Annotated in this window: 20 protein-coding genes; 12 read left to right on the forward strand and 8 right to left on the reverse strand. The window is 36.0% G+C overall.

From position 1 onward, the window contains the following. Nucleotides 1–33 precede the first annotated feature (33 nt). Nucleotides 34–1227: a hypothetical protein gene (locus tag LS64_RS03745; RefSeq protein WP_052062429.1), complete on the forward strand. Its 1194-nt coding sequence runs from the start codon at nt 34–36 to the stop codon at nt 1225–1227. 29 nt (nt 1228–1256) lie between these two features. Next, entirely contained in the window at nt 1257–2327 is a 1071-nt protein-coding gene (locus tag LS64_RS03750; protein WP_034571236.1) for a methionyl-tRNA formyltransferase, read from the forward strand. A 3-nt stretch (nt 2328–2330) separates the two neighbouring features. On the opposite strand, the gene carB is transcribed toward LS64_RS03750, so the two are convergent. From carB to LS64_RS03770, 4 genes are all read right to left on the reverse strand, one after another. After that, on the reverse strand, nt 2331–5819 hold the full coding sequence (gene carB / locus LS64_RS03755) for a carbamoyl-phosphate synthase large subunit (protein ID WP_118949177.1): 3489 nt from the start codon (nt 5817–5819) through the stop codon (nt 2331–2333). A gap of 74 nt (nt 5820–5893) precedes the next feature. Further along, nucleotides 5894–7249, reverse strand: a complete 1356-nt coding sequence (gene ligA, locus LS64_RS03760; RefSeq protein WP_052062746.1) for an NAD-dependent DNA ligase LigA — start codon at nt 7247–7249, stop codon at nt 5894–5896. A gap of 535 nt (nt 7250–7784) precedes the next feature. Next, complete coding sequence (gene dxs / locus LS64_RS03765) at nt 7785–9998, reverse strand: 1-deoxy-D-xylulose-5-phosphate synthase (protein ID WP_064773740.1); 2214 nt, start codon at nt 9996–9998, stop codon at nt 7785–7787. A gap of 158 nt (nt 9999–10156) precedes the next feature. Further along, the gene (locus tag LS64_RS03770; protein ID WP_034574018.1) at nt 10157–10771 is read right to left on the reverse strand and encodes an AMIN domain-containing protein; all 615 of its coding nucleotides are present in this window, start codon (nt 10769–10771) and stop codon (nt 10157–10159) included. Nucleotides 10772–10921: 150 nt separating this feature from the next. On the opposite strand from LS64_RS03770, the gene LS64_RS03775 reads away from it, so the two are divergent. The 5 genes from LS64_RS03775 to LS64_RS03795 all read left to right on the forward strand — a co-directional run bounded on the left by LS64_RS03775 (nt 10922) and on the right by LS64_RS03795 (nt 15055). Further along, nucleotides 10922–11710, forward strand: a complete 789-nt coding sequence (locus LS64_RS03775) for a histidinol-phosphatase (RefSeq protein ID WP_034574016.1) — start codon at nt 10922–10924, stop codon at nt 11708–11710. A gap of 83 nt (nt 11711–11793) precedes the next feature. Beyond that, nucleotides 11794–12261 carry a hypothetical protein gene (locus LS64_RS03780; protein ID WP_118988392.1) on the forward strand — a complete coding sequence of 156 codons (468 nt, stop codon included), beginning with the start codon at nt 11794–11796 and terminating at the stop codon, nt 12259–12261. Next, a complete protein-coding gene (locus LS64_RS03785; RefSeq protein ID WP_118988391.1) occupies nt 12236–12802 on the forward strand; it encodes a DUF268 domain-containing protein in 567 nt (188 codons plus the stop codon). The genes LS64_RS03780 and LS64_RS03785 overlap by 26 nt, the downstream gene beginning before the upstream one ends. A 57-nt stretch (nt 12803–12859) precedes the next feature. Then, nucleotides 12860–14353, forward strand: coding sequence for a DUF2972 domain-containing protein (locus LS64_RS03790; protein WP_118977155.1), 1494 nt, complete (start codon nt 12860–12862; stop codon nt 14351–14353). Nucleotides 14354–14479: 126 nt separating this feature from the next. Continuing rightward, complete coding sequence (locus LS64_RS03795; RefSeq protein ID WP_034572297.1) at nt 14480–15055, forward strand: YceI family protein; 576 nt, start codon at nt 14480–14482, stop codon at nt 15053–15055. A 105-nt stretch (nt 15056–15160) separates the two neighbouring features. Here LS64_RS03795 and lptE read toward each other — a convergent pair whose 3' ends face one another. Beyond that, complete coding sequence (gene lptE / locus LS64_RS03800; protein ID WP_237416410.1) at nt 15161–15655, reverse strand: LPS assembly lipoprotein LptE; 495 nt, start codon at nt 15653–15655, stop codon at nt 15161–15163. A gap of 226 nt (nt 15656–15881) precedes the next feature. Here lptE and LS64_RS03805 point away from each other — a divergent pair, with 226 nt between their 5' ends. Together LS64_RS03805 and LS64_RS03810 are read left to right on the forward strand one after the other, a co-directional pair. After that, nucleotides 15882–17189: a phospholipase A gene (locus tag LS64_RS03805; protein WP_052062522.1), complete on the forward strand. Its 1308-nt coding sequence runs from the start codon at nt 15882–15884 to the stop codon at nt 17187–17189. Between the two features lie 10 nt (nt 17190–17199). Continuing rightward, nucleotides 17200–18060: a UbiX family flavin prenyltransferase gene (locus LS64_RS03810; RefSeq protein WP_081948334.1), complete on the forward strand. Its 861-nt coding sequence runs from the start codon at nt 17200–17202 to the stop codon at nt 18058–18060. Here LS64_RS03810 and LS64_RS03815 read toward each other — a convergent pair. Both LS64_RS03815 and LS64_RS03820 read right to left on the reverse strand, forming a co-directional pair. Continuing rightward, on the reverse strand, nt 18057–19079 hold the full coding sequence (locus tag LS64_RS03815) for an outer membrane beta-barrel protein (protein ID WP_052062523.1): 1023 nt from the start codon (nt 19077–19079) through the stop codon (nt 18057–18059). The two genes, LS64_RS03810 and LS64_RS03815, sit on opposite strands and share 4 nt — an antisense overlap. A gap of 69 nt (nt 19080–19148) precedes the next feature. Next, nucleotides 19149–20111, reverse strand: coding sequence for an NAD+ synthase (locus tag LS64_RS03820; RefSeq protein ID WP_052062524.1), 963 nt, complete (start codon nt 20109–20111; stop codon nt 19149–19151). A gap of 102 nt (nt 20112–20213) precedes the next feature. Here LS64_RS03820 and LS64_RS03825 point away from each other — a divergent pair, with 102 nt between their 5' ends. Next, nucleotides 20214–21731, forward strand: a complete 1518-nt coding sequence (locus tag LS64_RS03825; RefSeq protein WP_034572301.1) for a sugar phosphate nucleotidyltransferase — start codon at nt 20214–20216, stop codon at nt 21729–21731. 15 nt (nt 21732–21746) lie between these two features. On the opposite strand, the gene LS64_RS03830 is transcribed toward LS64_RS03825, so the two are convergent. Next, the gene (locus tag LS64_RS03830; protein ID WP_052062525.1) at nt 21747–22301 is read right to left on the reverse strand and encodes a hypothetical protein; all 555 of its coding nucleotides are present in this window, start codon (nt 22299–22301) and stop codon (nt 21747–21749) included. A gap of 160 nt (nt 22302–22461) precedes the next feature. On the opposite strand from LS64_RS03830, the gene LS64_RS03835 reads away from it, so the two are divergent. Together LS64_RS03835 and hemL are read left to right on the forward strand one after the other, a co-directional pair. Continuing rightward, nucleotides 22462–22905, forward strand: coding sequence for a hypothetical protein (locus tag LS64_RS03835; protein ID WP_034572304.1), 444 nt, complete (start codon nt 22462–22464; stop codon nt 22903–22905). 117 nt (nt 22906–23022) lie between these two features. Next, entirely contained in the window at nt 23023–24336 is a 1314-nt protein-coding gene (gene hemL, locus LS64_RS03840; protein WP_237416237.1) for a glutamate-1-semialdehyde 2,1-aminomutase, read from the forward strand.

Below are 24336 nucleotides of genomic sequence, written 5' to 3' on the forward strand. Positions count from 1 at the left end.
AATTTTACATAATTTAGCAGAAAGGGATATTGTATGGTAGAGGTTTTTAAGAATAAGACATTTAGTCTCAATAATGGTTTTAAGGGTTTAAAATCTTTTGTTGGCATGGTTTTAGTGAGTGGTATTGTGTTTTCGCCACTTAGTGCTGGTGATTTTGAAGATGAAGTGAGAGAAGAGGCTAGTAATATTAGAATTCAATATATGAAACCAGCCGACTTTTATATTCGCACTAGTATTAACAACATATTTGATGATACGAGTGATTTTGAGTGTGTCGGTAGTACGCGTGCGGCGGAATGTAGAGTAGATAGATATGAGGCAGGTGACATTATCTTGAGTAAATTTAGATATACAGTTGATTATCAAGATTCTAGAGTAATTGATAGAGTAAGTGGCAATCTTAGTTACAATCGTACAGATGATTTGGTGGTATTTTTACCTACGAAATTTGTATGTGCTGATTTTACACAGGTATATGGGAACGCAGATGATGGTAATGGCGTGGTAAATGAGCAGTTTAATTGTGATATTAAAGGGCAGTACTATGATGTAAATTTTAGAATCCGTTCATCGTCTAGCTCTCCTTTGTTTAAGGGGCAAAATGCTATGAGTTTATTAGTTGGTAGCACTCAGTTTTTTAATAGGCTCTCTGCTATTGCTAACGTTAATGACAAGGAAGCGTTTAGCGAAGAGATTGATAGGCTTACAAAAATACTTAATAAGGTAAATACAAATATTTATGGTGTGGAAATTTCTATAAAAAAACCAAATTTACCACAAAAAGTATATGAATATCTATTCGCGGATATGCTATATGCTGATGATGAGTTAAGCGATATGGAAGGCAAAAGGTATAACCAATTATCAAAGACTTTATACAACACAGGTGTAGGCTATATATATGGTAGTGCTATGGGTTATGTGCTTGGTAATGATAGCATCAATTCTCGTACTAAAGAAGGATTGCTAAGTGCATTAACTGCACTTAGAGATTCTGCAATGTTAGATTCTAATGTCAGTAGAGTGACAATTAAACTAACAAACCGCACCAAAGAAGGTTTTAATGCAGGTAAAGTCTTTAAAACTTCTACTAAAAAACTAGAGCAATTTAAAAATGCAGAAATTAAGAAAGAAAATGCTGGAAAAGCAATCAATGTATTTGATGGTGATTTCTTAAATAGATATACGATTGAAGTTGGTATATATAGATTAAAAGATAAAATTTAGGTATTGTGGTTTGTTGAATGTAGGTGCTTATGAATAAAAAAAATATCGTATTTATGGGCACTCCGCAATTTGCCGCAGATATTTTGCAAGGCTTAGTTGCAACGCAAAAATATAATTTTTTAGGCGTGATAACCCAAATTGACAAGCCCTTTGGTAGAAAAAAGATTTTCAAATCTCCAGAGGTAAAAGATGTCGCTTTGAGATTGAATCTGCCTTGCTTTCAGCCAAAAAAAAGTAGTGATATTTTTGAGATTTTGCAAAGTATAGAATCTGGTTTGAAAGATTCTATAGAATCTAAGGTGCAAAATCACGCAAAAGATTCTAAAGATTCTATAGAATCTAGTTTGCAAGATTCTAAAGTTACAGAATCTAAAACTTTCCCACCTAATAAATTCCAAAAAATTGATTACATTATCGTTGTAGCTTATGGTAAGATTTTGAAAGAAAATGTTATAAACAATTATTTTTGTATAAATTTGCATGGCTCACTTTTGCCCTATTTTCGTGGCGCTTCCCCTTTGCAAAGTAGCATTATAAATGATTACGCACACTTTGGCTTAAGCGTTATTAAGATGGATTGCGGCTTAGATAGTGGCGATATTTTGGGCATTTGCAAGATTGCAAAAGAAAAAATTGAAAATAAAACATTAGATAAAATCTATGAAATTTTAACGCCTTTTAGCATAAATCTTTTAGAATCTACTTTAGAAAAACTTAGCCAAAACGCCATCACACCGATAAAACAAGACAACACCAAAGCTACATTTTGTCAAAAATTTAGCAAGGCAGACGCATTTTTAGACTTAGTAGATTCTAAAAAATGCTACTTGCGATATTTAGCCTTAAGCTATATCGGCGTGTGGATTTATCATAATAATGAAATTTTGAAGATTAATACCATTCTAGGTTATGAAAATACTAACTTTGAAGCTAAAAAAGGCTGTATTTTAGAAGTTAAGAAAGATAGAATCTTGCTAGCCTGTGAAAGTGGCGGATTGTGGATAGAATCTGTCACCCCACAAAATAAATCTAAAATGAATATCACAAGTTTCCTTCAAAGCAAAAAATTAAAACAAAATGATGTGATTTTTAGAATCTAGATTCTAAGATTCTAAATATTTTTGCAGGGATTTTGCTTTGAAGATTTTAGATTCTGTGGTTTTGGAATGTTTAGAATCTTTAGAATCTGTGGAGATTTCTTGCATTGAGATTAGGGCGGAATTTGCACCAGAGATTGTGGTAAAGTAGGGAATGTTAGCGCGAAGCACGGCTTGGCGGATAAGACGTGCATCTTGCTTGTCTTTATTGCTTGTCGTGTTTATCACCATTGAGATTTCTTTGTTGGCTATCATATCATTGATGTGTGGGCGACCTTCGCTCACCTTTAACACGCCTTGAGAATGCACACCTGCTTCGTTTAGAATCTTATTTGTGCCAAGTGTCGCTACGATTTCATATCCGCATTCACTAAAGCCTTTTGCAAGGGCTACCGCGTGTTTTTTATCGCTATTTCTAAGCGAAATGAAAATCTTTCCGCATTTAGGCAGTGGATTTTTGCTTGCTAGCTGGCTTTTGGCAAAGGCTATGGCGAAGTTTTCACCCATTCCCATGACTTCGCCTGTGGATTTCATCTCTGGTCCTAGTAGCAAGTCCGCGCCCGGCAGTTTGTTAAATGGGAAAACTGATTCTTTTACGTTGGAATAATTTAAGTGTTTGTGGGTGTAGATTTTAGAATCTTTTTGTGTGATTACACTATACTTATCATAGAATCTTAAAGCCTCCAGTAAAATAGATTCTATGTTTTTAGAATCTTTTTTAGCATTTACGTCCTTAGTGGATAGCATTCGAGTATTTTCAAAAGACGAAGAATGATACATTACGCGTGTGGCGACTTTTGCTAGTGGGATTCCGGTGGCTTTACTCACAAAAGGCACGGTGCGAGACGCTCTTGGATTTACCTCAATCAAATATAGTGAATCTTTATAGATAGCATATTGAACGTTCATTAAGCCTATAACGCCTAGCTCTAGGGCTATTTTAGCTGTGGTAGATTCTATCTCATCTTTCATTTCGGCTGAAATATGCAAACTAGGCAAGACAGAAGCTGAGTCACCACTATGAATCCCAGCCTCCTCAATATGCTCCATAATGCCCCCGATATACACGCTCTCCCCATCACTAACGCAATCTACATCAAGCTCTAAGGCAGATTCTAAAAACTTATCAATTAGCACAGGGCTATTTTCACTCACACGCAAAACTTCGTCCATGTAGAGCTTTAGCTCCTCGTTATCATACACGATACGCATCGCACGTCCGCCAAGCACGTAACTAGGTCGCACAAGCACGGGAAAGCCGATGTTATTTGCGATACTAAACGCCTGCTCTTTATCAAAAGCAATGCCATTTTGTGGCTGTTTTAAGCCTAGTCTATTAATAAATTTGGCGAATTTTTCTCTATCTTCGGCGATGTCAATGACTTTTGCGGATGTGCCGATAATTTTTGCATTGATTTTACTAAGGGAGTTTGCAAGTTTCAGCGGTGTTTGCCCGCCAAAATGCACGATTATACCACTTGGCTTTTCACGCTCAATTACCGCTCTAACATGCTCAAAGTCAATCGGCTCAAAGTAAAGCGTATCGCTTGTGTCATAGTCCGTGCTAACGGTTTCTGGATTGCAATTATACATAATGCTTTTTATGCCCAAATCTTTAAGGGCGAAACTTGCATGGACGCAGCAATAGTCAAATTCGATGCCTTGACCGATTCGATTAGGACCACCGCCGATAATTAGTATAGAATCTTTATGGTGCGTGGGCGTGTGGTTAGAATCTTTTTTATTAGTAGGGTGGTGGGTGGGCGATAGGTTGTTAGAATCTTTAGCATTTATAGAATCTAGATTCTGTAAATTAGATTCTATAAATTTAGATTCTATAAATTTAGATTCTATATTCTCAAAATCACCGATACTTGAATACAAATACGAAGTCAAAGATGGAAACTCCGCACTACACGTATCCACTTCTAAATATTTTGCCACAACGCCAAGATTTAATCGCGTTTGATATATTTCACTCTCACTAATTTCAAGATTCTCATTTTCATTTAGCCAGTAGGCGATATTTTTATCGCTATATCCTTGACTTTTTATCTTTCGCATTAAACTCGCATTTCGTAAAATTTCACTTGTGATTAGATTTTCACTTTCAATAATTTCTTTTATTTCATTCAAAAACCATTTATCAATTTTACACAGCTCATGTATAGAATCTACATTCATACCTAAGCCAAAGCCTTCCGCGATATACAATAAACGAGAAGCATTTGGACGCCTTATCTCTTTTTTAACCACGTCTAAATCAGTGCAGATTCTATTAAAGCCAAAAAGCCCTATTTCAAGGCTACACAACGCCTTTTGAAGCGACTCTTTAAACGTCCCACCGATTGCCATTACTTCGCCGATACTTTTCATACTTGTGCTAAGTGTGCTATCAGCCAAAGGGAACTTCTCAAAGGTAAATCGCGGAATCTTAGTAACGATATAATCAATGCTAGGCTCAAAACTAGCCGGTGTGCCGGTAATATCATTAGTGATTTCATCCAAAGTGAAGCCCACCGCTAACATCGTGGCAACCTTTGCTATGGGATAGCCTGTCGCTTTTGACGCCAAAGCCGAGCTACGCGATACACGTGGATTCATCTCAATGACGGTCATTCGTCCATTTGCGGGGTTTATAGCAAATTGCACGTTGCTGCCGCCGGTATCTACGCCGATTTCCCTTAAGATTTTGAAAGACGCGTCACGCATTCGCTGATACTCTTTATCAGTCAGGGTCAAAGCGGGGGCAATAGTGATAGAATCTCCTGTATGAACGCCCATAGGGTCAAGGTTTTCAATACTACAAACAATTATGCAGTTATCATTTTTATCGCGGATTACTTCCATTTCATACTCTTTCCAGCCAAGTAGCGACTCTTCGATTAGAATCTCATTGATAGGACTAGCAAGTAGCCCATTTTTCGCTAGAATCTTAAACTCATCAATATTATACGCCACGCCACTACCCCCACCAGCAAGGGTATAACTAGCACGAATTATAAGCGGAAAGCCGATGGTTTGCGCCGCATTTAACGCCTCTTCTTCGTTGTAGGCATAGGCGGACTTTGGCAAGTCCATACCGATTTTTAGCATTGCTTCTTTAAAGGCTTGTCTATCCTCGCCCTTTTTTATCGCCTCTGGATTTGCGCCTAGAAATTTTACATTTTTTAGCATTCCTTTTTCATGCATACTCATTGCGACATTTAGTGCGGTTTGTCCGCCCATCGTTGGCAGGATGGCATCTATTTTTTCTTTTTTGATAATATCGGCTATGATTTCTTCATTTATCGGCTCGATGTAAGTGGCATCGGCGAAGTCAGGGTCAGTCATAATCGTAGCAGGGTTAGAATTAATTAGCACGACTTTGTAGCCAAGACTTTTTAACGTTTTAACCGCCTGTGTCCCACTATAATCAAACTCGCATGCCTGCCCTATCACAATAGGACCGCTCCCTATTAGCAAAATATTTTTTATATCACTTCGCGCCGCCATCGCCTTTATCCTTTTTGTGCTTATAGAATCTTGTAATTATATAATATTTTTTTAAGGTTAAAATTGTTTAGATTCTATAAATTTAATAGATTTTTTACTTCGGTTTCATCTAGGATTTTTATGCCTAGTTCTGTGGCTTTTTGCAGTTTTGAGCCGGCATTGCTACCGGCTAAAAGAAAGTCGGTTTTTTTGCTAACACTGCTGCTAACCTTAGCTCCAAAAGATTCTAAGATTTCTTTTAGCTCTTCTCTATCTTTACTAAAAGTGCCCGTAATTACGCAGGTTTTGCCATTAAATATAGAATCTTGTGGGGCAGAATCTTGTGAAATAGAATCTTGCGACACAACACTTTTAGATTCTATCACAGGCTTTATAATATCCATTAATTCCGCGATAAACTCGCGATTATGAGTGCAAAAATCACAAAAGGAACTAGCCATTTGCTCGCCAAAACCCTCGATTTTGCAAAGCGAATCGACGTTCATATCAAACACGCCATCGCCAAATTGTGCCAACTTTTTACTCGCCACCTCGCCTATATGCAGGATGCCAAGTGCGTGGATAAATCGCCAAAAGGGCGTCTTAGCGACAATAGATTCTATAGAATCTAGCAGATTTTGCGCCTTTTTTTCCTTAAATCCCTCAAGCTCCAGCAGTGCATCAAGCCTTAAACTAAAAATATCCTTAAACTCCTTAATATAGCCCTTATCGACCAGCAGCGCGATAATACTCTCGCCCAAACCATCGATATTTAGGCACTTTTTACTCGCAAAATGTGTAAGTTTTGTCTTTATAATCGCGTCACAATTTGGGTTCGTGCAGTAGATAAAAATATCCTCAAAACTAAGCTCATGCGCACACACAGGGCAATGCGTGGGCTTTTGTATCGGCACTTCGCTACCATTTCGGCGGCTTGTCAAAACCTTAGTGATTTTGGGAATGACATCACCACTTCGCACCAGCAGGCAAAAATCGCCTAGCCGAATGTCCTTTCGCTCAATCTCCTTGTAGTTGTGCAGCGTGGCACGCGCGATATTTGCGCCATCTAGCGGCGTGGGCGTAAAATTTGCCACAGGCGTGATAATGCCGCTACGACCAACCTGTGGGGTAACGCTAAGAATCTGCACCACAGCCTCGCTTGCTGGGAACTTATATGCACAGGCAAATCGCGGAGCTTTCTGCGTGAAACCAAGCTTTTCTTGCAGCGTTAGGTCGTTTAAAACTATCACAAATCCATCAAGCATAAATGGATAGCTATCCCTAGCTTTTAGAATCTTTTCATATTCATTTTGTATATCTTTTAGCCTTTTAGATTCTAAATATGCTAACTTATTAAAACCAAAAGTTTCTAAAATGCGAAGTATTTCGTAGAAGCCGATTTCTTGGTTGTTGTTTGATTCTATAGAATCTGTTTTTTTTATATCATTCATTGTCGTCCTTTTTTTGTTTATAGAATCTAAGTTTTATTAGAATCTTGCAAGTTAGATTCTATAAAATTTTTAGAATCTTGCGTAACATTTGATGTTTTGGATTCTATAAAAGCCTTAGAATCTTGCGTAAAATTTTGCAAGTTAGATTCTACATTATCAAAACTTTTTATAGAATCTTTTATTTCCTATCCTTTTCAAACGCTTTTTGCAAGATAGATTCTATCACTTAAACATCATATACACTTTATAAAGCGTAATCGCACACACCAAAACAAACGCACACAGCCCGATAGTTGTTATCATTTTACACTCCTTTTAGAATCTAAATTCGACTTTAGATTCTATCACATTAAAATATCAAAACAAACCTTTTTGCAATTTTATGATTCGCATAAAAGGCTATATTGTAGAATCTAAATCTTAAAATTCATAATTCTCATTTGCTTTTACAAAGTTTCAGTTGAAATTTTTCCTAAAAATGAGTGCGATATTAAATAAGAAGCTTTAGCTTGTTACTTGAATTTTTTGTATTTTTTCAATTGCAAGAAAAATTAGCGATATTTTTGGCGAGGGTTTTAGAATCTAGTCCTAGGGATTGTTCGATTAGTTCGGTTTTGCCATGTTTTATAAAGGCGTCTTTGATTTCAAAAGTTATGATTTTACTAACTTTTTTAGAATCTAATTCATTTGCTAGACTAAGTAGAGCTTCACCCACACCATTAATTTTATAGCTATCACTTAACACAAAAATAAAATCATAGCTACTAAAATATGGCTTTAAAGCATTAGAATCTAGTGGCTTTATACTTTTTAAATCAAGTAAATTTGCTTTAATATTATGATTTTTTTGCAATTCTAAGATAGTAAAAATACCGCGTCCAACGCCATTTCCATAGCCTACTATTAGAATCTTAGAATCTATATTATTATGTGTAAAATTTTCCCAAAACTTAGAATCTATAATCATTTCTGGCTTAAACATTTCATTAAAATTATTAGATATTTTAGAATCTAGATTCTGTAAATATTGCAAGATTTGATATTCTAAGCTATCAATATTAGCATTTTCATAAGTGTGTAAAAAGTAATCATATAAAAACTTCCCACGCGGATAGCGAATAGCCAAAGGTCCCTTTGTTGCCACGCTAGATTCAAGCATAGATTCTAACATTTTATTGCTACGTGGGGCGAGTAGGGCGATATTTGGCAGGGCTTTCAAATACGAAATATCAAGCAGCCCTTGATGTGTCTCGCCATCTTCACCAACCAAGCCCGCCCTATCAATGCAAAACACGCAAGGCAGGTTCATAATGCAAACATCATGCACGATTTGGTCAAACGCGCGCTGAAGGAAGGTTGAATATATCGCAATGTAGGGCTTAAAGCCCTCGCGTGCCATCGCAGCCATAGAAGTTACCGCGTGCTGCTCGGCAATGGCAACATCAAAAAATCGCTCCGGAAAAGTATCCATAAGCTTGTCTAGCCCCGTGCCACTGGGCATTGCCGCAGTCACACCGACAATCTTAGAATCTAAACTCGCCATTTTTAACAAAGTGTTACTAAAAGTAGCAGTAGGACTAATAAGTGTTACAGAACTTAACGCTTTTCCACTTTCAATATCAAAAGGTGCGACCCCATGCCACTTTTCATACTTGCCCTCCGCGATTTTATAGCCCTTTCCTTTAATAGTTTGCGCGTGGATAATGACCGGAGTGTGTAGATTTTTCACACTTTTTAGCGTTTTTATGACCTCATCAAGATTATTGCCATCAATAGGACCGATGTAGTCCAAGCCAAACTCCTCAAAGAGCAGCCCGGGGCTAATTAGCTTAAAACTCTCCTCAAATCGCTTCGCAATAAAAGCCGTGCCATCAGGCATTTTATCGACTATTTTTTTTATTTTTTGCTTAAAAGTTTGATACAGCGGCGAAGTTACACTCTTAGACAAAATCTTAGAAATCGCGCCGATAGGCTTTGCAATGCTCATTTCATTGTCATTCAAAACGATAACCATAGGCAGTTTTCGCTCGCCGATTTCATTTAGCGCCTCATAAACTAGCCCCGCACTCATCGCGCCATCGCCTATCATAATGATGGGCTTCTCGTTTTGCCCACTTTTTTGGGAATTTTTACCACTTAGAATCTTCGCCTTTGCCACGCCAACACCAAGGCTAAGCGATGTCGAGCTATGCCCAGCGATAAAGTAATCAGCCGCGCTTTCACTAGGGGCAATAAAGCCGCTAAGCCCTTGAAACTGCCGCAAAGATTCAAAGTCCTTGAAACGCCCTGTAAGCAGTTTATGCGCATAAGCCTGGTGGCTCACATCAAAAATAAATGGGTTCTGCTCACAAGGGAAAACCGCGTGCATACCGATGATTAGCTCGACTGCACCAAGCGTGGAGCTAAGGTGTCCGCCATTTTTGCTAACCACTTGCAAGATTCTATCGCGGATGATTTGGGCGATTTCTTGCAGCTCTTTTGACGTGGCATTTTGCAAAAGCGGGGCGATATTTTCGCTATTTAATAATTTTTGAGTTATATTTTGTGTAGATTCGTAACTTTTTGTATGTGTAGTTTCGTTACATTGTGTAGAATCTACACGATTAAATTGTGTAAAATCGTTACTTTTTGCATTTATAGAATCTTCTTTTGCATTCGCTATGTTTGGCAACGTTTGTGGCGAATTAAAAAAATTAGATTCCATATTTTGCGTAAAATTATTGATTGTCAAAAGCTTTTTATCTCGCATTTTTTCCCTTAAATTATCACTTTTAAAAATGTAAATTATAGCAAGATTTAGCATTTTAGTAAGTTAAGTTTTGTGAATTTATAATTATTTTATGAGCATTTTGAGTATATTTAAAAAAATAATATTAAAAAATCACAATGTAGAATTAATTAAAAAACCTACTCCAAATTAATCGTATAAGTGTTATTTTTCCCGGCTTTGAGTTTGTATTTATACACGCCATCAAGCGTGATTGTGATGCGATACATCTTGTCTTTAGAATCTAGCCCCACTTCGCTAAAAAACTTCTCATTCATACCCATTTTCGCGTTATACGCCCCACCATTATCACGACTAAAATCAACCACAATCGTCTGCGGATTAGGCAGCAAAAAGTGCTTTACAAGCCGATGACGCGGCGAGCTAATCACAAGCGTGCTACCATCCATCAAAAACTCAAAATCATTCAGGCTAAAGTAGCGTTTGGCGATGTTTCGCACCGCGCCTTCCTGCGTGATTTTAAGCGGATAGTGCCAATCTAGCGTCTTGTCAATCTTTAGCTCTTTGACCTCGGTCGTGCCATCGATATTGACAAAAGTCACGCTCACACTACGCAGTTCACGGGCGTTGCTAGGCACTTGGATGTTTTCGGTGGTGAAAAATTTCTTGCCTTTATTTTTCTGCTGGGCTTGAAAATCGCGCTGATTTGTGTTAATCGTAAATGGATTATTATTCGCAAAAAGGCTCGCATTCACACATAAAAACATCGCCAAAACCGCAATCACTCTTTTCATTTTTCTAATCCTTTTTAAAGCGTTCTAAGTTTATTTTGGAATCTGCTTTGTGGAATCTAGCAAGAAATATTCCAATTAGTTTAAGATACAAGCTTAGATTCTAAAATTTATGTGCTAAAATCCTTATATTATAATTATAAAGGACGCGTTATGCGAGTGGATACGCACAATCACACGATTTATTGCAATCACGCGAGTGGCTCGATGAATGAGTATATACAAAGGGCAATTAGGCTAGGCATTGATATTTTTGGCTTTAGCTGTCATGCCCCGATGGAGTTTGATAAAAAGTATCGAATGAGTGCGGAAATTCTGCCACTTTATCTGCAGCAAATACAAGATTTAAAAAAAAACTATATCGGTCAAATCGAGATTCTAAGTGCGTTGGAAGTCGATTTTATTTTGGGGCGTGAGAATTTGCTTTTAGATTCTGTAATCAATGCTGATGTGGATTATTTGATTGGCTCGGTGCATTTTTTGGATGATTGGGGCTTTGATAATCCTGAGTTTGTCGGGCGTTGGAAGAGTTTTGGCGAGACAAAAGCGTGGGATAAATATCTAGATTCTATGCAGGAAATGGCGAAAAGTAGGCTTTTTCAAATCGCGGGGCATTTTGATTTGCCAAAGATTTTTGGGAATTTTATGCCGCAATCTTTAGCATCTAAGTGTGGCGAAACGCTTGAGATTTTGCACCAAAATGATATGATTTTGGAGATTAATGCTGCTGGGCTTCGAAAAAATGTGGGCGAGGCATATCCGTCTTTAAATGTGTTGAATCTCGCGCGAGAAATAGGCTTAGATATTACGCTAAGTAGCGATGCACACGATGTTTCACAAGTTGGCTTTGGTTATGAAACTTGTTTAAATTTGGCAAAAAAAGCTGGCTACAACAAAGCCGCCATTTTTCGTAAAAAGAAAAAAGATTATGTGGAAATATAAATAATTAAGTAAAAAGGGTTTTAAATCCATATCTTAAAAGATTTTATATAAACTGCCATTTATTAATATTTAAAAGGGTAAGTATGGCTAAAAGCATCTTAGAAGAGTTAAAAAATGAGTATAAAAGAATTGTTAGACGAATTGCAAAAAGGGCAGGGGTGATAGCACCTTATGATTTCTATGATTTTAAAACAAAAAAGGCTAGTAAGGCTGAGATAGAGCATGATAGGCAAGAGTATATAAGACTTAATAAAGATTCTAGATTTAATTTAGAATCTAAAAATGAAGTTATTGTAGATTTTTTAAAATATATAAATAGCGAACATGGAATAAATTATATTCCTACCTATGTGCGTGATTTGTGGGGTGCAAGAAAAGTATATCAAAATAAGCCCAACACACATTATGATTGTGGTTCATCATTTCAAGGATTCGTGACACTTTTGATACCTATGGGTATTGATATTAAGCTTATTGATATTAGAGATTTAAAAGATAGATTTAACACCGCATTATTCGCTAAAAATGATATACGGGGGGGGGGGGGGTAATTACTCCTTAGTAGAATCTAATTTGGATAATTTTATAGATTCTATAGAATCTAGTGTAAATAAAGATTTTATATGTATTCCTAATAAGGAATTTATTAGCGGTATTTCATGTGTTTGTAGTGATTTAACAAATCTAAAGGAAATAGAAAATGAAAGTGTAGAATCTTTTTCGTGCTTAGGTATTATAGGGCTTTTGGGTTTAGGGCAGTATGGCGACCCTATTAATCCTAGTGCTTGGGAGCAGTCTTTGTTGTCAATGCAACGTGTGCTTAAAAGTGGCGGAAAATTATTAATAGCCGTGCAAATAGGTAAAAAAGATGTTTTACAATTTAATAGTGGTAGAATCTTTAGGCTAAAAACAATTTGTGATGTTTTAAATTATATGCGTTTAATTGATTTAAATTTTATCAACAATCATGAACTAGATGTTTATAATTGTTTATACGTAAATGATAATAAAACAATGGTAAATAAACAGAATATGCAATATTTATTAAATCAAGATTCTATAACCGCTCTTATAGAATTTGAAAAAATATAAATCTTTATAGAATCTATGTAGAATCTGTATTTCATTTGTGCGAAATAAGGAGAAAAAATGTCATTAAAAGGTAAATTAAAAAATTTAAGAATTACAATACGAAAAGTTAGGTATGAAAGAATAATTTATAACTTTGCTAATAGTTTTAATGATATTAATATAAAAAATGTAATTTTAGATTCTATGCTAGAGTTTAAAGATTCTAATAAGGTAACACAAAGATTTATTAGAAAAAATTTATATAAGATAAAAGAGTGGCTTTCTAGTAATGAGTTTAAGGAAAAGTATGCAGATTCGCCTTTCTATCCATTATTAAACCCAGATGAGATTAATTATAAATATATCACTGATGATGTGGCTTATAGTTTAAATTTGCCATTGCCAAATTATTATAATTTCTATTTTTTAGCGGCTAGTTTTAGTGCTCATGATGCTTGTCTAGACATGCTTAGATTCTGTGGAGTGCAATCTGTGCCACATCATAATGCTAATTTTAGACTATTTTTCAATGAGCAATACAATCTTATAAATTATAAAAATGTAGATAGTATGCATAAACTTGCCTTTTTTATTCTTTACGCAGGTTCACACTACAAGGAAAATATAAATGATATACATAAATTTTTACATCTTACATATAAAAGTGATAAAAAGATTCTATACATTGTGCGGGACCCACTAGAAAGACTAAAATCAGCACTGAATAATTCTTATGTAGATTGGCATAAAACCATAGAGCCATTAAGTATAGAATCTAAACCAAAAGATATTTTAAAAAATAGAACTTTGTATTGGATAAATAGAGAAGATTCTAATTTTATGGATAATATTTCTAAGTTTAATTTTGATTTATTTGCAATGGATTCTATAACTGCTTTTCTTAATCGCGATAAAATTTACTATCTTGATTTTAAAAAGACGTTTCCAAAATATGCCTTTGAAACTTTTAGTGAGCTATCTAAAATATTTGGGTTTAACCCACCAAATATTAATCACTTTCCTACTACTAAAAAATGGGGAATGCTAGCTAGGATTTTACCAGCTATCATCAATGTAGATTCTAAGTTTATAGAATCTAATACTGCTAATAACGGGGGGGGGGGGGGGCGAACCACCTTGCAGCCTAGCAGCATAAAAATCTTTGCAAATCCTTACAACTACACAAATACAAGTAAAATAAACATTACACAAGAGTTTATAGATTCTAAGTATCTAAAAGAAGATTTAGAATCTTTAAGCTTATTTGTAGAATCCAAGGTTGAATTTGACTTTATAATGCAAAATATGCAGTTAAAACAAAAATTGCAAGAATATTTTAGTGACTTTTGCAGGGCTTTGAAAGAAGAAATTGTGGTGGTGCAAAGTAAGTTTGTAGGTAAAAATGATATTTTAGAATATCTCAAAACACACAAGGAAACACGAATAAATTTAAGAAACCTACTAGATAAAGAGCTATCACATATAAAGGAGAGTAGACCTGATATTATAGAATCTTGGGTTGATTATAATGAGTTTATAAATATGTGTGATGAGTTAGATTCTATAAATTAGTTTTATAAACATACGCAAAAGCTAACTTACAATCTTTTCACATTACAAATTTCACAATTATTTACTTTTATTAGTTATATTTTCATTAAGTCTTTTTTAAGGCAAATTACCATAAAAGGATAAAATATGAGAAAGATTTTTGTTAGCACGATTTTGGCTGGGTTTGTTGGTTTTGGTAGTTTCACTGCGTTAAATGCGGCGAGTTACACAGCGGATGTGGCGCATTCTAGCGTTGCTTTCAAGGTTTCGCACATGGTGGTTTCGACCGTGGATGGCAATTTTAATAAGTTTAGCGGCGAGGCTGAAATCGACAAAGGAGTGCTAAAGTCCATAAATGGCGAGATTGAAATCGCTTCTGTGAATACGCGAAATGATGGGCGCGATAAGCATTTGCAGGGTGCGGACTTTTTTGACGCGGCGAAATTCCCCACTGGCACGCTAAAATCTACGAAAATTACGAAGGTGAAAAATGGCGTGAAAGTCGAGGCTGATTTGACGCTGCATGGCGTGACTAAAAAGGTCGTGCTAAATGGCGAGCTAAAGGGTCCGGGCGTAAATGAAATGACAAAAAAAGAGCTTTATGGTTTGACATTAAATGGGCAAATTAATCGTAAAGATTTTGGAATCGGCGCGACAAGCGGCTCTGCAAGTATCGGCGAGCAAGTGGAAATCAACATTTCGCTAGAGCTTGCCGCGAAGTAGATTTCAATAATTTATAGAATCTTATTGTTATAGAATCTAGATTAAAATGAGTTTAGATTCTGTAATCTCTTGTAATGTTTTAAAAAATATTGAAAGTTTAGGTTTCTAAAATGAAGCACTATAACCAACCTGCGAAATAAATCTATCTAAACTTTGTTTAGCAGCTTCTATAATAGCAACAGAGCGGTTATTGTAAGTTGTGAGCGGACTAGTAAGCGATGCTGCATAGTCATAATAACCCGGATTTACATAGCTAAAAGTTTTATCATTATGTGTAAAAGTATAACGAATAGTAACATAGACACGATAAAAAGTAGCGAAACCTTGAGAATTTGTAGCAATAATAGCATCTTTAATGTTTTGCACATCAATATTTAATATAGAATCTGCTTCGCTTTCATCAACCACTTGTGAGTGAAAACGTGAGTAAATAGCTTCATTTATTGTATCTTTTATACGAATAGATTCTTCAGGATTTTCCAAGTTTGGATACATTTTTACACAGACTTTATCTCCTAATGCTTTATTTGCAAAATACGCCATGGGCTTGTATCCGCAAGAATTTAGCATAAAGATAAAAATAAAAAAACTAATTTGCATAACACGCATTTTACAACTTCTGGAAAATATTAATTTGTTGTGATTATAGCTAAAAAATTTGCATATTATATTTTGTCCTATTATATCAAGTGATAAAATGCAAAATATATGTGGCGTGAACTTTAGAAATTTGATTATAAAATCTAAAAAGTCATTTAAACTTCACAATTTTAAATTATAATTCTGCTTTTTGTAAAATATATGTAAAATTTGTTAGGTTAGGAAAATGATAACTTTTGGTAGAAAAATATTATTGTTTTTTTGTTTCTTTGGATATTTGTATGGGCAAAATATAGAATCTAATTTGCAAGATTCTAATATTATAGATTCTATAGATTCTAAAAATAAAAGTTCAGCTCAAATTGAGAATCTAGATTCTAAAAAAGTTAGCTTTTTTATAACTAATGATTCTGCTAAAGTTCAAAATGATTTGATAAAAATGGCGAATAAAGATTCTATAAAAGTTACAGATTCTATAACTTTAGTAGAAAACATAGAATCTAGCGACTTAAAAGATTCTAAAGATTCAAAAGATTCTAAACCGATAAATTCTGCAAATTCTACAACAAATGACAATAACAAATCTACACAAAAAGTTACAGATTCTATAACTTTAGAATCTAACAAAGATACGAATCAAAATATCAGTGAAAATGAGAAAAATAAAAAACTATCCTTTTGGGAGCGAGTTAAAAATCACTTTTTTGACATTAATGAGTATAAAAATCGAGTCGATAAGGCGGAAAATTCTTTTCAATATTTTATGAATGCAATCGAGCATGAAGGCACATATTTTATCTATCAATATAGCCTGCCGCCTTATGGAATCTATGGGAATAATATCCCTAGCGAGCTTAAGTTTCAAATAAGTTTTAAGATTCCGCTGTGGCGTGGAGCCTTGTGGAGTAAGGGAAGTTTTTTTTTAGCATATACACAAACGATGTGGTTTCAGCAGTTTAACTACCGATACTCAAGCCCTGTGCGTGATACTACTTACAAGCCTTATTTGTATTACACATATCCGGGCGATTGGGGCTTTTTGGGTGGGAAAATTAAGGAAGTGCGCGCTGGGATGGTGCATTATAGCAATGGAATCGGCGGGAGTGAGTGCTATCGCACTAGCTTTGAAGACCCGACACCTACGCCAAATTGTCGCTCGCGTTCAGCCGGGACGCGATTTATCGCGGAGCTAATTTGGGAAAAGCAGCTAAGAGAGCATACTTTTGGCTTGCAATTTAGCGTGTGGCCCTACATTCCTAGCCGCCGCGACAACCCTGACTTGCCAAACTACATGGGCTATGCGGACGCGAAATTTTATTATCGATACAAACGCCACTTAGTCGAGCTGCAAGTATCGCCTGTGATTAGCGATTATACACGCTATCATGGGAATTTTCGAGTTGGCTACGCCTTTGCAGTAAGTAAATATGTTTCACTTTATGCACAATATTTTTATGGATATAATGATAGTTTATATGAGTATAATATTATGACTTCTAGAATAGGTATAGGCTTACGCTCGACAACTTTTTAAAGGGAAAGTTATGAAAAATGAAAGTATAAAAGATTCTACAAGTAGATTTATAAAAAGTTCTAAAAATCATAACTCTAAAAATTTTAAAGTTAGTGATAAGGATTCTAAGCAAGATTCTAAAAAAGTTAGGAATATTGAAATAAAAGATTCTAACAAATCACATAAAAATATAGAATCTAAAAAACCAAAAAAAGATTCTAAAAAATCTAGCGATATTATAGAATCTACATTAGATTCTAAAGATTCTAAAAAAGTGCAAGATTCTAAACAAAACAAAAATTTACAACGCAAAATCGTGCTTGGAATCTCCGCTGGCAGCTGCATTGATTTAACTTTTCATTTTATAAAAAACCTGCCAAAAGAAATTATGCTTTATGTCGTGCCGACAAATAACGCAAAAGTGCTTTGCAAGGCAGAGAAAAACCTTGATTTAATCGCTGAAATTAAGCGTTTAAGGACGCAAAATCTAAAGATAGAATCTAGCATCACAAGCCCGCTTGCTAGCGGTTCTTTTAGCTTTGAATCCTGCATCGTGCTGCCTACAAGTAGCAATACGCTCTCTGGCGTAGCAAATGGTTTGCAAGAAAATCTTTTGACGCGTGTGTGTGCGGTGTGTTTGAAAGAGCGGCGGCGGCTAGTTTTAGCGGTGCGTGAGATGCCACTTAGCCCTATTTTGCTAGAAAATATGATGCGACTTGCAAATATCGGCGTGGTGATTGCACCCCCTGTGGCAGGGTATTATAGCCACATTAGCACGCTAGATGGCTTGCATAATTTTTTGGTTGGCAAGTATTTTGATATGCTAGATATTGAAAACTCCCTTTATTCGCGCTGGGGGAGTGAAAATAGGCTTTTTAGCTCTATAATCTAAAACAAAACATTTGCGCTGAAGTGCCATTGAATGCCAATTTGCACGTTATAATTTTGTATTAAAAGTTGTTGCGTGAATGGGTCGCTTTGCCCAGCTGGGAGTGAATAATGCTCCTTTAAATACCATTTTTGCGAACGTGCATTTGGCACACCTGCAAAAGTTATAGGGATTTTCAGCCCAAAATCAAGCCGCAAATTATCCGTAAAATACAGGCTCAAACCAGCCCTACCATACATCCCAGCCCCCGAGATATACAGGCTATCTTGCGTATTTAACGTAGTGCCGGGCGTATATGCCGTGACACCAGGGTCAGGACGCCAAGTCACGCCCCCACTTGTCGTATTATTATAAGTGCGATTATCAAATTTACCAAGACTATAAGTGGTAAATTCATAGCCAACGCCGCCATACACGCCCACTCGAAAGCCCACCATTTTGTATTTCGTCAATTTTTTCCACACAAAGCTAATGGGCAAATTCACACCCACATCTACACCCACGCCATAAGTCAGCATAAAAGCATTATTTGAAATCGTGTCGCTAAAGCCCGGATTTGCGTTAAATTTCACAGGCGTAGTCGCGCCATTTGCATTTGAGTTGTAAAACTCATCGCGCCAACACTGCACATTTAGATTAGGCATTTCGCCTGCGTTGCACTTTCGCATACTGCCATCATGCAGCGAATTTTTATCAAGTGTGCCAAAATCCACGCTATTGCTAAAACTCGCACTCACATAGCCTCGCACCGTAAAAATCCCAGCTTTATCAATCGTTACCTCTAAGCCAGCATAGCCGCTTGTGATGTCTTTTACATTGCCATTTTCATAGCTGCCATGCTGCGTATTTGTGTAGAAAAGGTTGCCTGTTTCATTGACCGTGCTTGTGTTTCGCGTGTATTGATTGCTAGCAGTCGTGCTTAGCTTGCCCTCATTCATACTAGCGCCAAGCCCTAGGAAAAATTGATATTTCGCCGCATGAGCAATGTTTAGCAGTAATAAAAATATTAGAATCTTTTTCATAAATTTCCCCACATGATTGCAAAATATTGCAATTTTCATTCCATTAATTTTAGCAAAACTTTTACATTTTTATATTTTCCTTAAAATTTTTGTTGGATTTGCCTTAAAGGCATTCGTTTTTATTCGGTGTGCTAGGGCTTTTATCATTTCAGTAGGAAAGTCTTTTGTTAATAATTTTTCAATAATTTTTTCCTTTTTATTATTTTCATTTAAATCTTGCACATCAAATTTTTTGCTTAAATATGCCAAAAATTCTTCTCTTGTTTTATTTTTTTTCGCCCTAATTTCTAGCTCTTTTTGCTTTATAAAATTATCCCAAAACTTAGCATATTCGCAATATTTTTCTAAAAAAGTATCGATTTCTTGATATGTGTAGCCGATTTCTGCTTCATCGCTTTGCCCTTCATACAAATCAGCACTCGGTTTCTTTTCAATGATAGAATCTGGCAAATGCAAAAACTTAGCTAACTCAAAAATTTGGCTCTTATAAAGCCCACCTATAGGATTTAAAGCGCAAGCCAAATCGCCAAAAAGCGTGCCATATCCTAGCATCAACTCGCTCTTATTACTCGTGCCTATCACTAATCTTTTTTCTTTTTGCGAAAAATCATAAAGGGTAGCCATTCTCATTCTCGCGCAAAAATTCCCCCTTGCAACCTTGTTAGTAGCACCATATTTTTCGCAATAGATTCTATCAAAATCCTTAATATCCGCGATTTCATACTCAATATCAAACTTTTCACACAGCTTTAAAGCATCATTAATGCTTTCTTTACTCGAAGTTAGAGATGGCATTAAAAGGGCTTTTAAGTTAGATTTTTTAGAACTTTTTGCGTTTTTAATTTCAAGCAAATCCATAGAATCTTCACTCAAAATATCCACACAAAAGCTCAAATGACAAAGCGTAGCGACAACAGCACTATCAATGCCCCCACTAAGACCAACTATAACGCGTTCAAACCCAGCCGCCGCAACTTCTTTTTTTAAGAACTTTATCATAGTAAAAACTTCATTTATGCTAATTTCTTTCACTTTATAACCTTTCAAGTTTCTAAACAAAAATAAAATAATTTTACCATTCTTAAAACTAAATTTATATAATTTGGCTATTTAGATTCTAAAAAAAGGAAAAAAATGGTTATTTCAATCCTTTGCGGTGGCTCTGGCACGCGACTTTGGCCTATTTCGCGTGAGCTTATGCCTAAACAATTTGCACGCCTTATCGGCAATGATTCACTTTTTAAATTGACGCTTGAGCGAAATGTCAAACTGCTAGGCAAAAATGATAGTTTGCAGGTGATTACAAATGATAAACATTATTTTTTAGCCCTTGATGAAGCCGCTGAAGTGGGTATAAAAGTGCAGAGTTTTATCTTAGAATCTATTGCTAAAAATACCGCTGCTGCCTTGACTTTTGCTGCTTTGCTAACCGCTAAAACTAACCCAAATGAAGTGATTTTAACACTCCCAAGTGACCATATAATCCATGATTTTCCTAAGTATAAATCTTGCGTAGAATCTGCGCTGAAACTTGCAGAAAGTGGCAATATCGTTACCTTTGGTATCAAGCCAAATACGCCCCACACAGGCTATGGATATATTCAAATAGATTCTAAAGATTCTAAATCTAGCGGCGTGAAAAAAGATTCTAAAAGCCTACAAAACATAGAATCTAGCGGCTTGTTAGTCCGTGCATTCCATGAAAAGCCAGATATTAAAACCGCGCAAAAATACGTAAAAGAAGGCAATTTCTTTTGGAATAGCGGAATGTTTTGCTATAAAGCAAATGTGCTTTTAGATGAAATGAAAACGTATCAAAAAGAAATTTATAATGCGTGTGTGACGGCGTTTGAGAAGTCTTATAAAGATTCTAATATAGAATCTAAAACGCTAGATTCTAAGTCAAAAGATTCTAAATTAGATTCTAAAAACGGCGAATTTTTACGGCTTGATAAGACTTTGAGTGAGAAGATTCCAGAACTTAGCATTGATTACGCTGTGATGGAAAAAACTAAAAAGCTTAAAATGATTGTGGGCGATTTTGTTTGGAATGATGTCGGTAGCTTTGACAGCCTTGATAGCGAATATGAGAAAGACGGCGATGGCAATGCGAAAACCTGCGAGATTGAGAGTATTGATTCTAAAAATAATCTTATTTTGGCGGAAAAAAATGTCGCTATGATAGGCGTAAATGACTTTGTGGTGGTCGATAGTAGCGATGTGCTTTTAATTGCAAAAAAGGGGCAAACGCAAGATGTGAAAAAAATCGTGGAGCAATTAAAAAAGAAAAATAGCGAGCTAGTCGTGGTTCATAACACCGCTTTTCGCCCATGGGGCAGCTACACCGTGCTGCAAGAAAAGCCAAATTATAAGCTAAAAAGCATTGTAGTAAAGCCAAAACAGCGTTTGAGCCTACAAAAGCACTTTCATCGAAATGAGCACTGGATAATCGTTAGTGGTTCTGCAATCGTGCAAGTTGGGAAACGTGAGATATTTTTAAAGGCAAATGAAAGCACATACATCCCGATGGGCGAAGTGCATCGGCTAACAAACCCCGGAATAATTGATTTAGTAATGATAGAAGTGCAAGTGGGCGAATACTTGGGCGAAGATGACATCGTGCGTTTAAGCGATGACTACAAACGCAACTAATTATTTTCTATTTTTTCACTTCACAATATCCGCCTTTAAAGTCACCTTGCTAAACATTTTTCCAACATCGCAGCTAAAGGTTTTTGCATTTTGTGGTTTTTTCTCATTACTTATGATATTTAGAATTTTTGAGGCTTTTAGTTGGAGCGCTTGATTTTGCAAATCTTGCAAGGCACTCATAAATAAATCCTTGCAAATATCTTTAGAATCATTAAAAAGTGGGCTTGAAATCTTGCTAGAAATAACGCTTTTAAGCACCTTGTTTTTTTTCTTTTTATTCAGCCCAAACTGCATTGTAATATGTGGATAAAGTTTCTCTTTTGCTACTTTATCAGTTTTTAGATTTGGGATAGGAATTTCTTTTAAAGTTATAGAATCTTTAATATTATTAGATTCTAAATTAGCATTTTTAGAATTTGTTTTAGAATCTTTTTTGCTAGTATTTTTTTTGGCACTATCGCTAACTTTTTTACTCTCAAAGTTAGCTTTTTTAGAATCTACTTTAGAATCTTGTGCTAAGTTTATCCCTTGAAATATTACAAATATCATAACTATTAAAAATATTTTCATAACTTTCACCAACTAAATTTTACGCATTCAAAATGCAATAAAGATTCCATAAAATCGCTATTATATCACAACTTTATTTACGCAAATTTTATCACAATTTACCAAAATGCTGAAATTTATAGTAAAATTAAAATAAAATTTCAAATTTCAAAGGTTTTATATGGATAATGATATAGATTTTAGTATTTTTCTTAACGATTCTTATTTGCAAGGAACGCTCATTCATGAGATTTTTGCCTGCCTTTTTTTCATCCCATATTTGTGGTATCTTTACACGCTTTTCACTTTCAAAACTTATCTTAACCTTAATCACAAGATGTATTTTATCACGCCAATTACGATATTTCTGCTTTGCGTTGCCCTTGCCACAGGCATTTTCTTGCTTGCGATGCGAAATTTTATTTTAGATTCCAAAATCTCATTAATGATAATTGTTTGCATAATTTTTCTAGCTGGCGAAATCTATCGTTTAGTGTCAATAAAAAAGGCAAAAATTAGCAAAGAAAATATGGCAAAATATGTCAAAAAAGCCAAGATTATGTATCTTTTCTTTTTTTTCTTATATCTTTTTACGATTGCTTTTTGCAAAATAAATATAATTTAAAGGCACAAAAATTTTACAACAACATCGCCTATGCTACATTATTTTTAAATGAAATATAGATTCTAGATTTTATTTTCTGCTACAATCTACATTTTAAAACACATTCAAAGGACAAAAATGCAAAAGAATATGGATGATGCGGAGATTATGGGTAGCATTAATGATTTTAATGAGGCAAAGCAGGTTATTCCAGGTGGCGTGAATTCCCCTGTGCGCGCCTTTCTTAGCGTTGGTGGGACGCCGCGATTTATCAAAGAGGCGCAAGGCGCGTATATCATCGATGTGGATGGCAATCCTTACATTGACTTCGTGCAGAGCTATGGACCGCTCATTTTAGGGCATAGTCACGAGTTTGTGATAAAAGAAATCGAACACGCGCTAAAAAAGGGCTTGAGCTATGGCGCGCCAACTGAGAGCGAGACAAAACTAGCTAAAGAAATCGTGCTAAATAGCGAGGGCGTGGATAAAGTGCGCCTTGTCAATAGCGGCACGGAGGCTACGATGAGTGCTATTCGGCTTGGTCGCGCGTTTAGTGGGCGTGATGATATTATCAAGTTTGAGGGTTGCTATCATGGGCATAGCGATAGCCTTTTGGTGAAAAGTGGCAGTGGCTTGGCGACTTTTGGCGAGACGAGTTCTAAAGGCGTGATAGCTGATGTCGCCAAACACACGCTTGTGGCGCGGTATAACGATATAGATTCTGTAAAAGCGTGCATTGAGGCGAGCAAAAATGTGGGCGTTGTGATAATTGAGCCTATTGCTGGGAATATGGGCTTAGTTCCCGCTGATGTGGGCTTTTTACAGAATCTGCGGCAGCTTTGTGATAAGCATAATATTGTGCTAATCATTGATGAGGTGATGAGTGGCTTTCGGGCGAGTTTTAAGGGTAGCTATCCATATTACAAGGTCGTGGGCGATTTATACACTTTTGGTAAGGTTATCGGTGGTGGGATGCCCTTGGCTGCGTTTGGTGGGAGGGGCGATATTATGGACTTGCTCTCCCCTGTAGGTGGCGTGTATCAGGCAGGGACTTTAAGTGGGAATCCTATCGCGGTTACCGCTGGTTTGGCTACTTTGAGCGTTTTGAAAAAAGATTTGAGTGTGTATGATAGATTAGAATCTTTGGCAAATCGCTTTGCAACAGGTTTTTCGCAGTTGGCTAAAAAATATGACGTGCCTTTGGTTACTGCGGTGCGTGGTAGTATGGTGGGCTTTTTCTTTAATGACACGTCTGTTAAGGACTGGGATAGCGCGGCAAAAAGCGATACACAATTTTACGCAAGATTCCATTCTAAAATGCTAGATAAAGGCGTAAATTTTGCCCCTTCGCAGTTTGAAACAAGCTTTATTTGCACTGCTTTTGATAATGTGATAATAGATTCTGTGTTAGAAAAAATTGAAGCGTGCTTGCAGGAGTTAAAGAGTGAGTAG

It is taken from the genome of Helicobacter saguini (assembly GCF_000762875.2).
GTDB lineage: Bacteria > Campylobacterota > Campylobacteria > Campylobacterales > Helicobacteraceae > Helicobacter_A > Helicobacter_A saguini.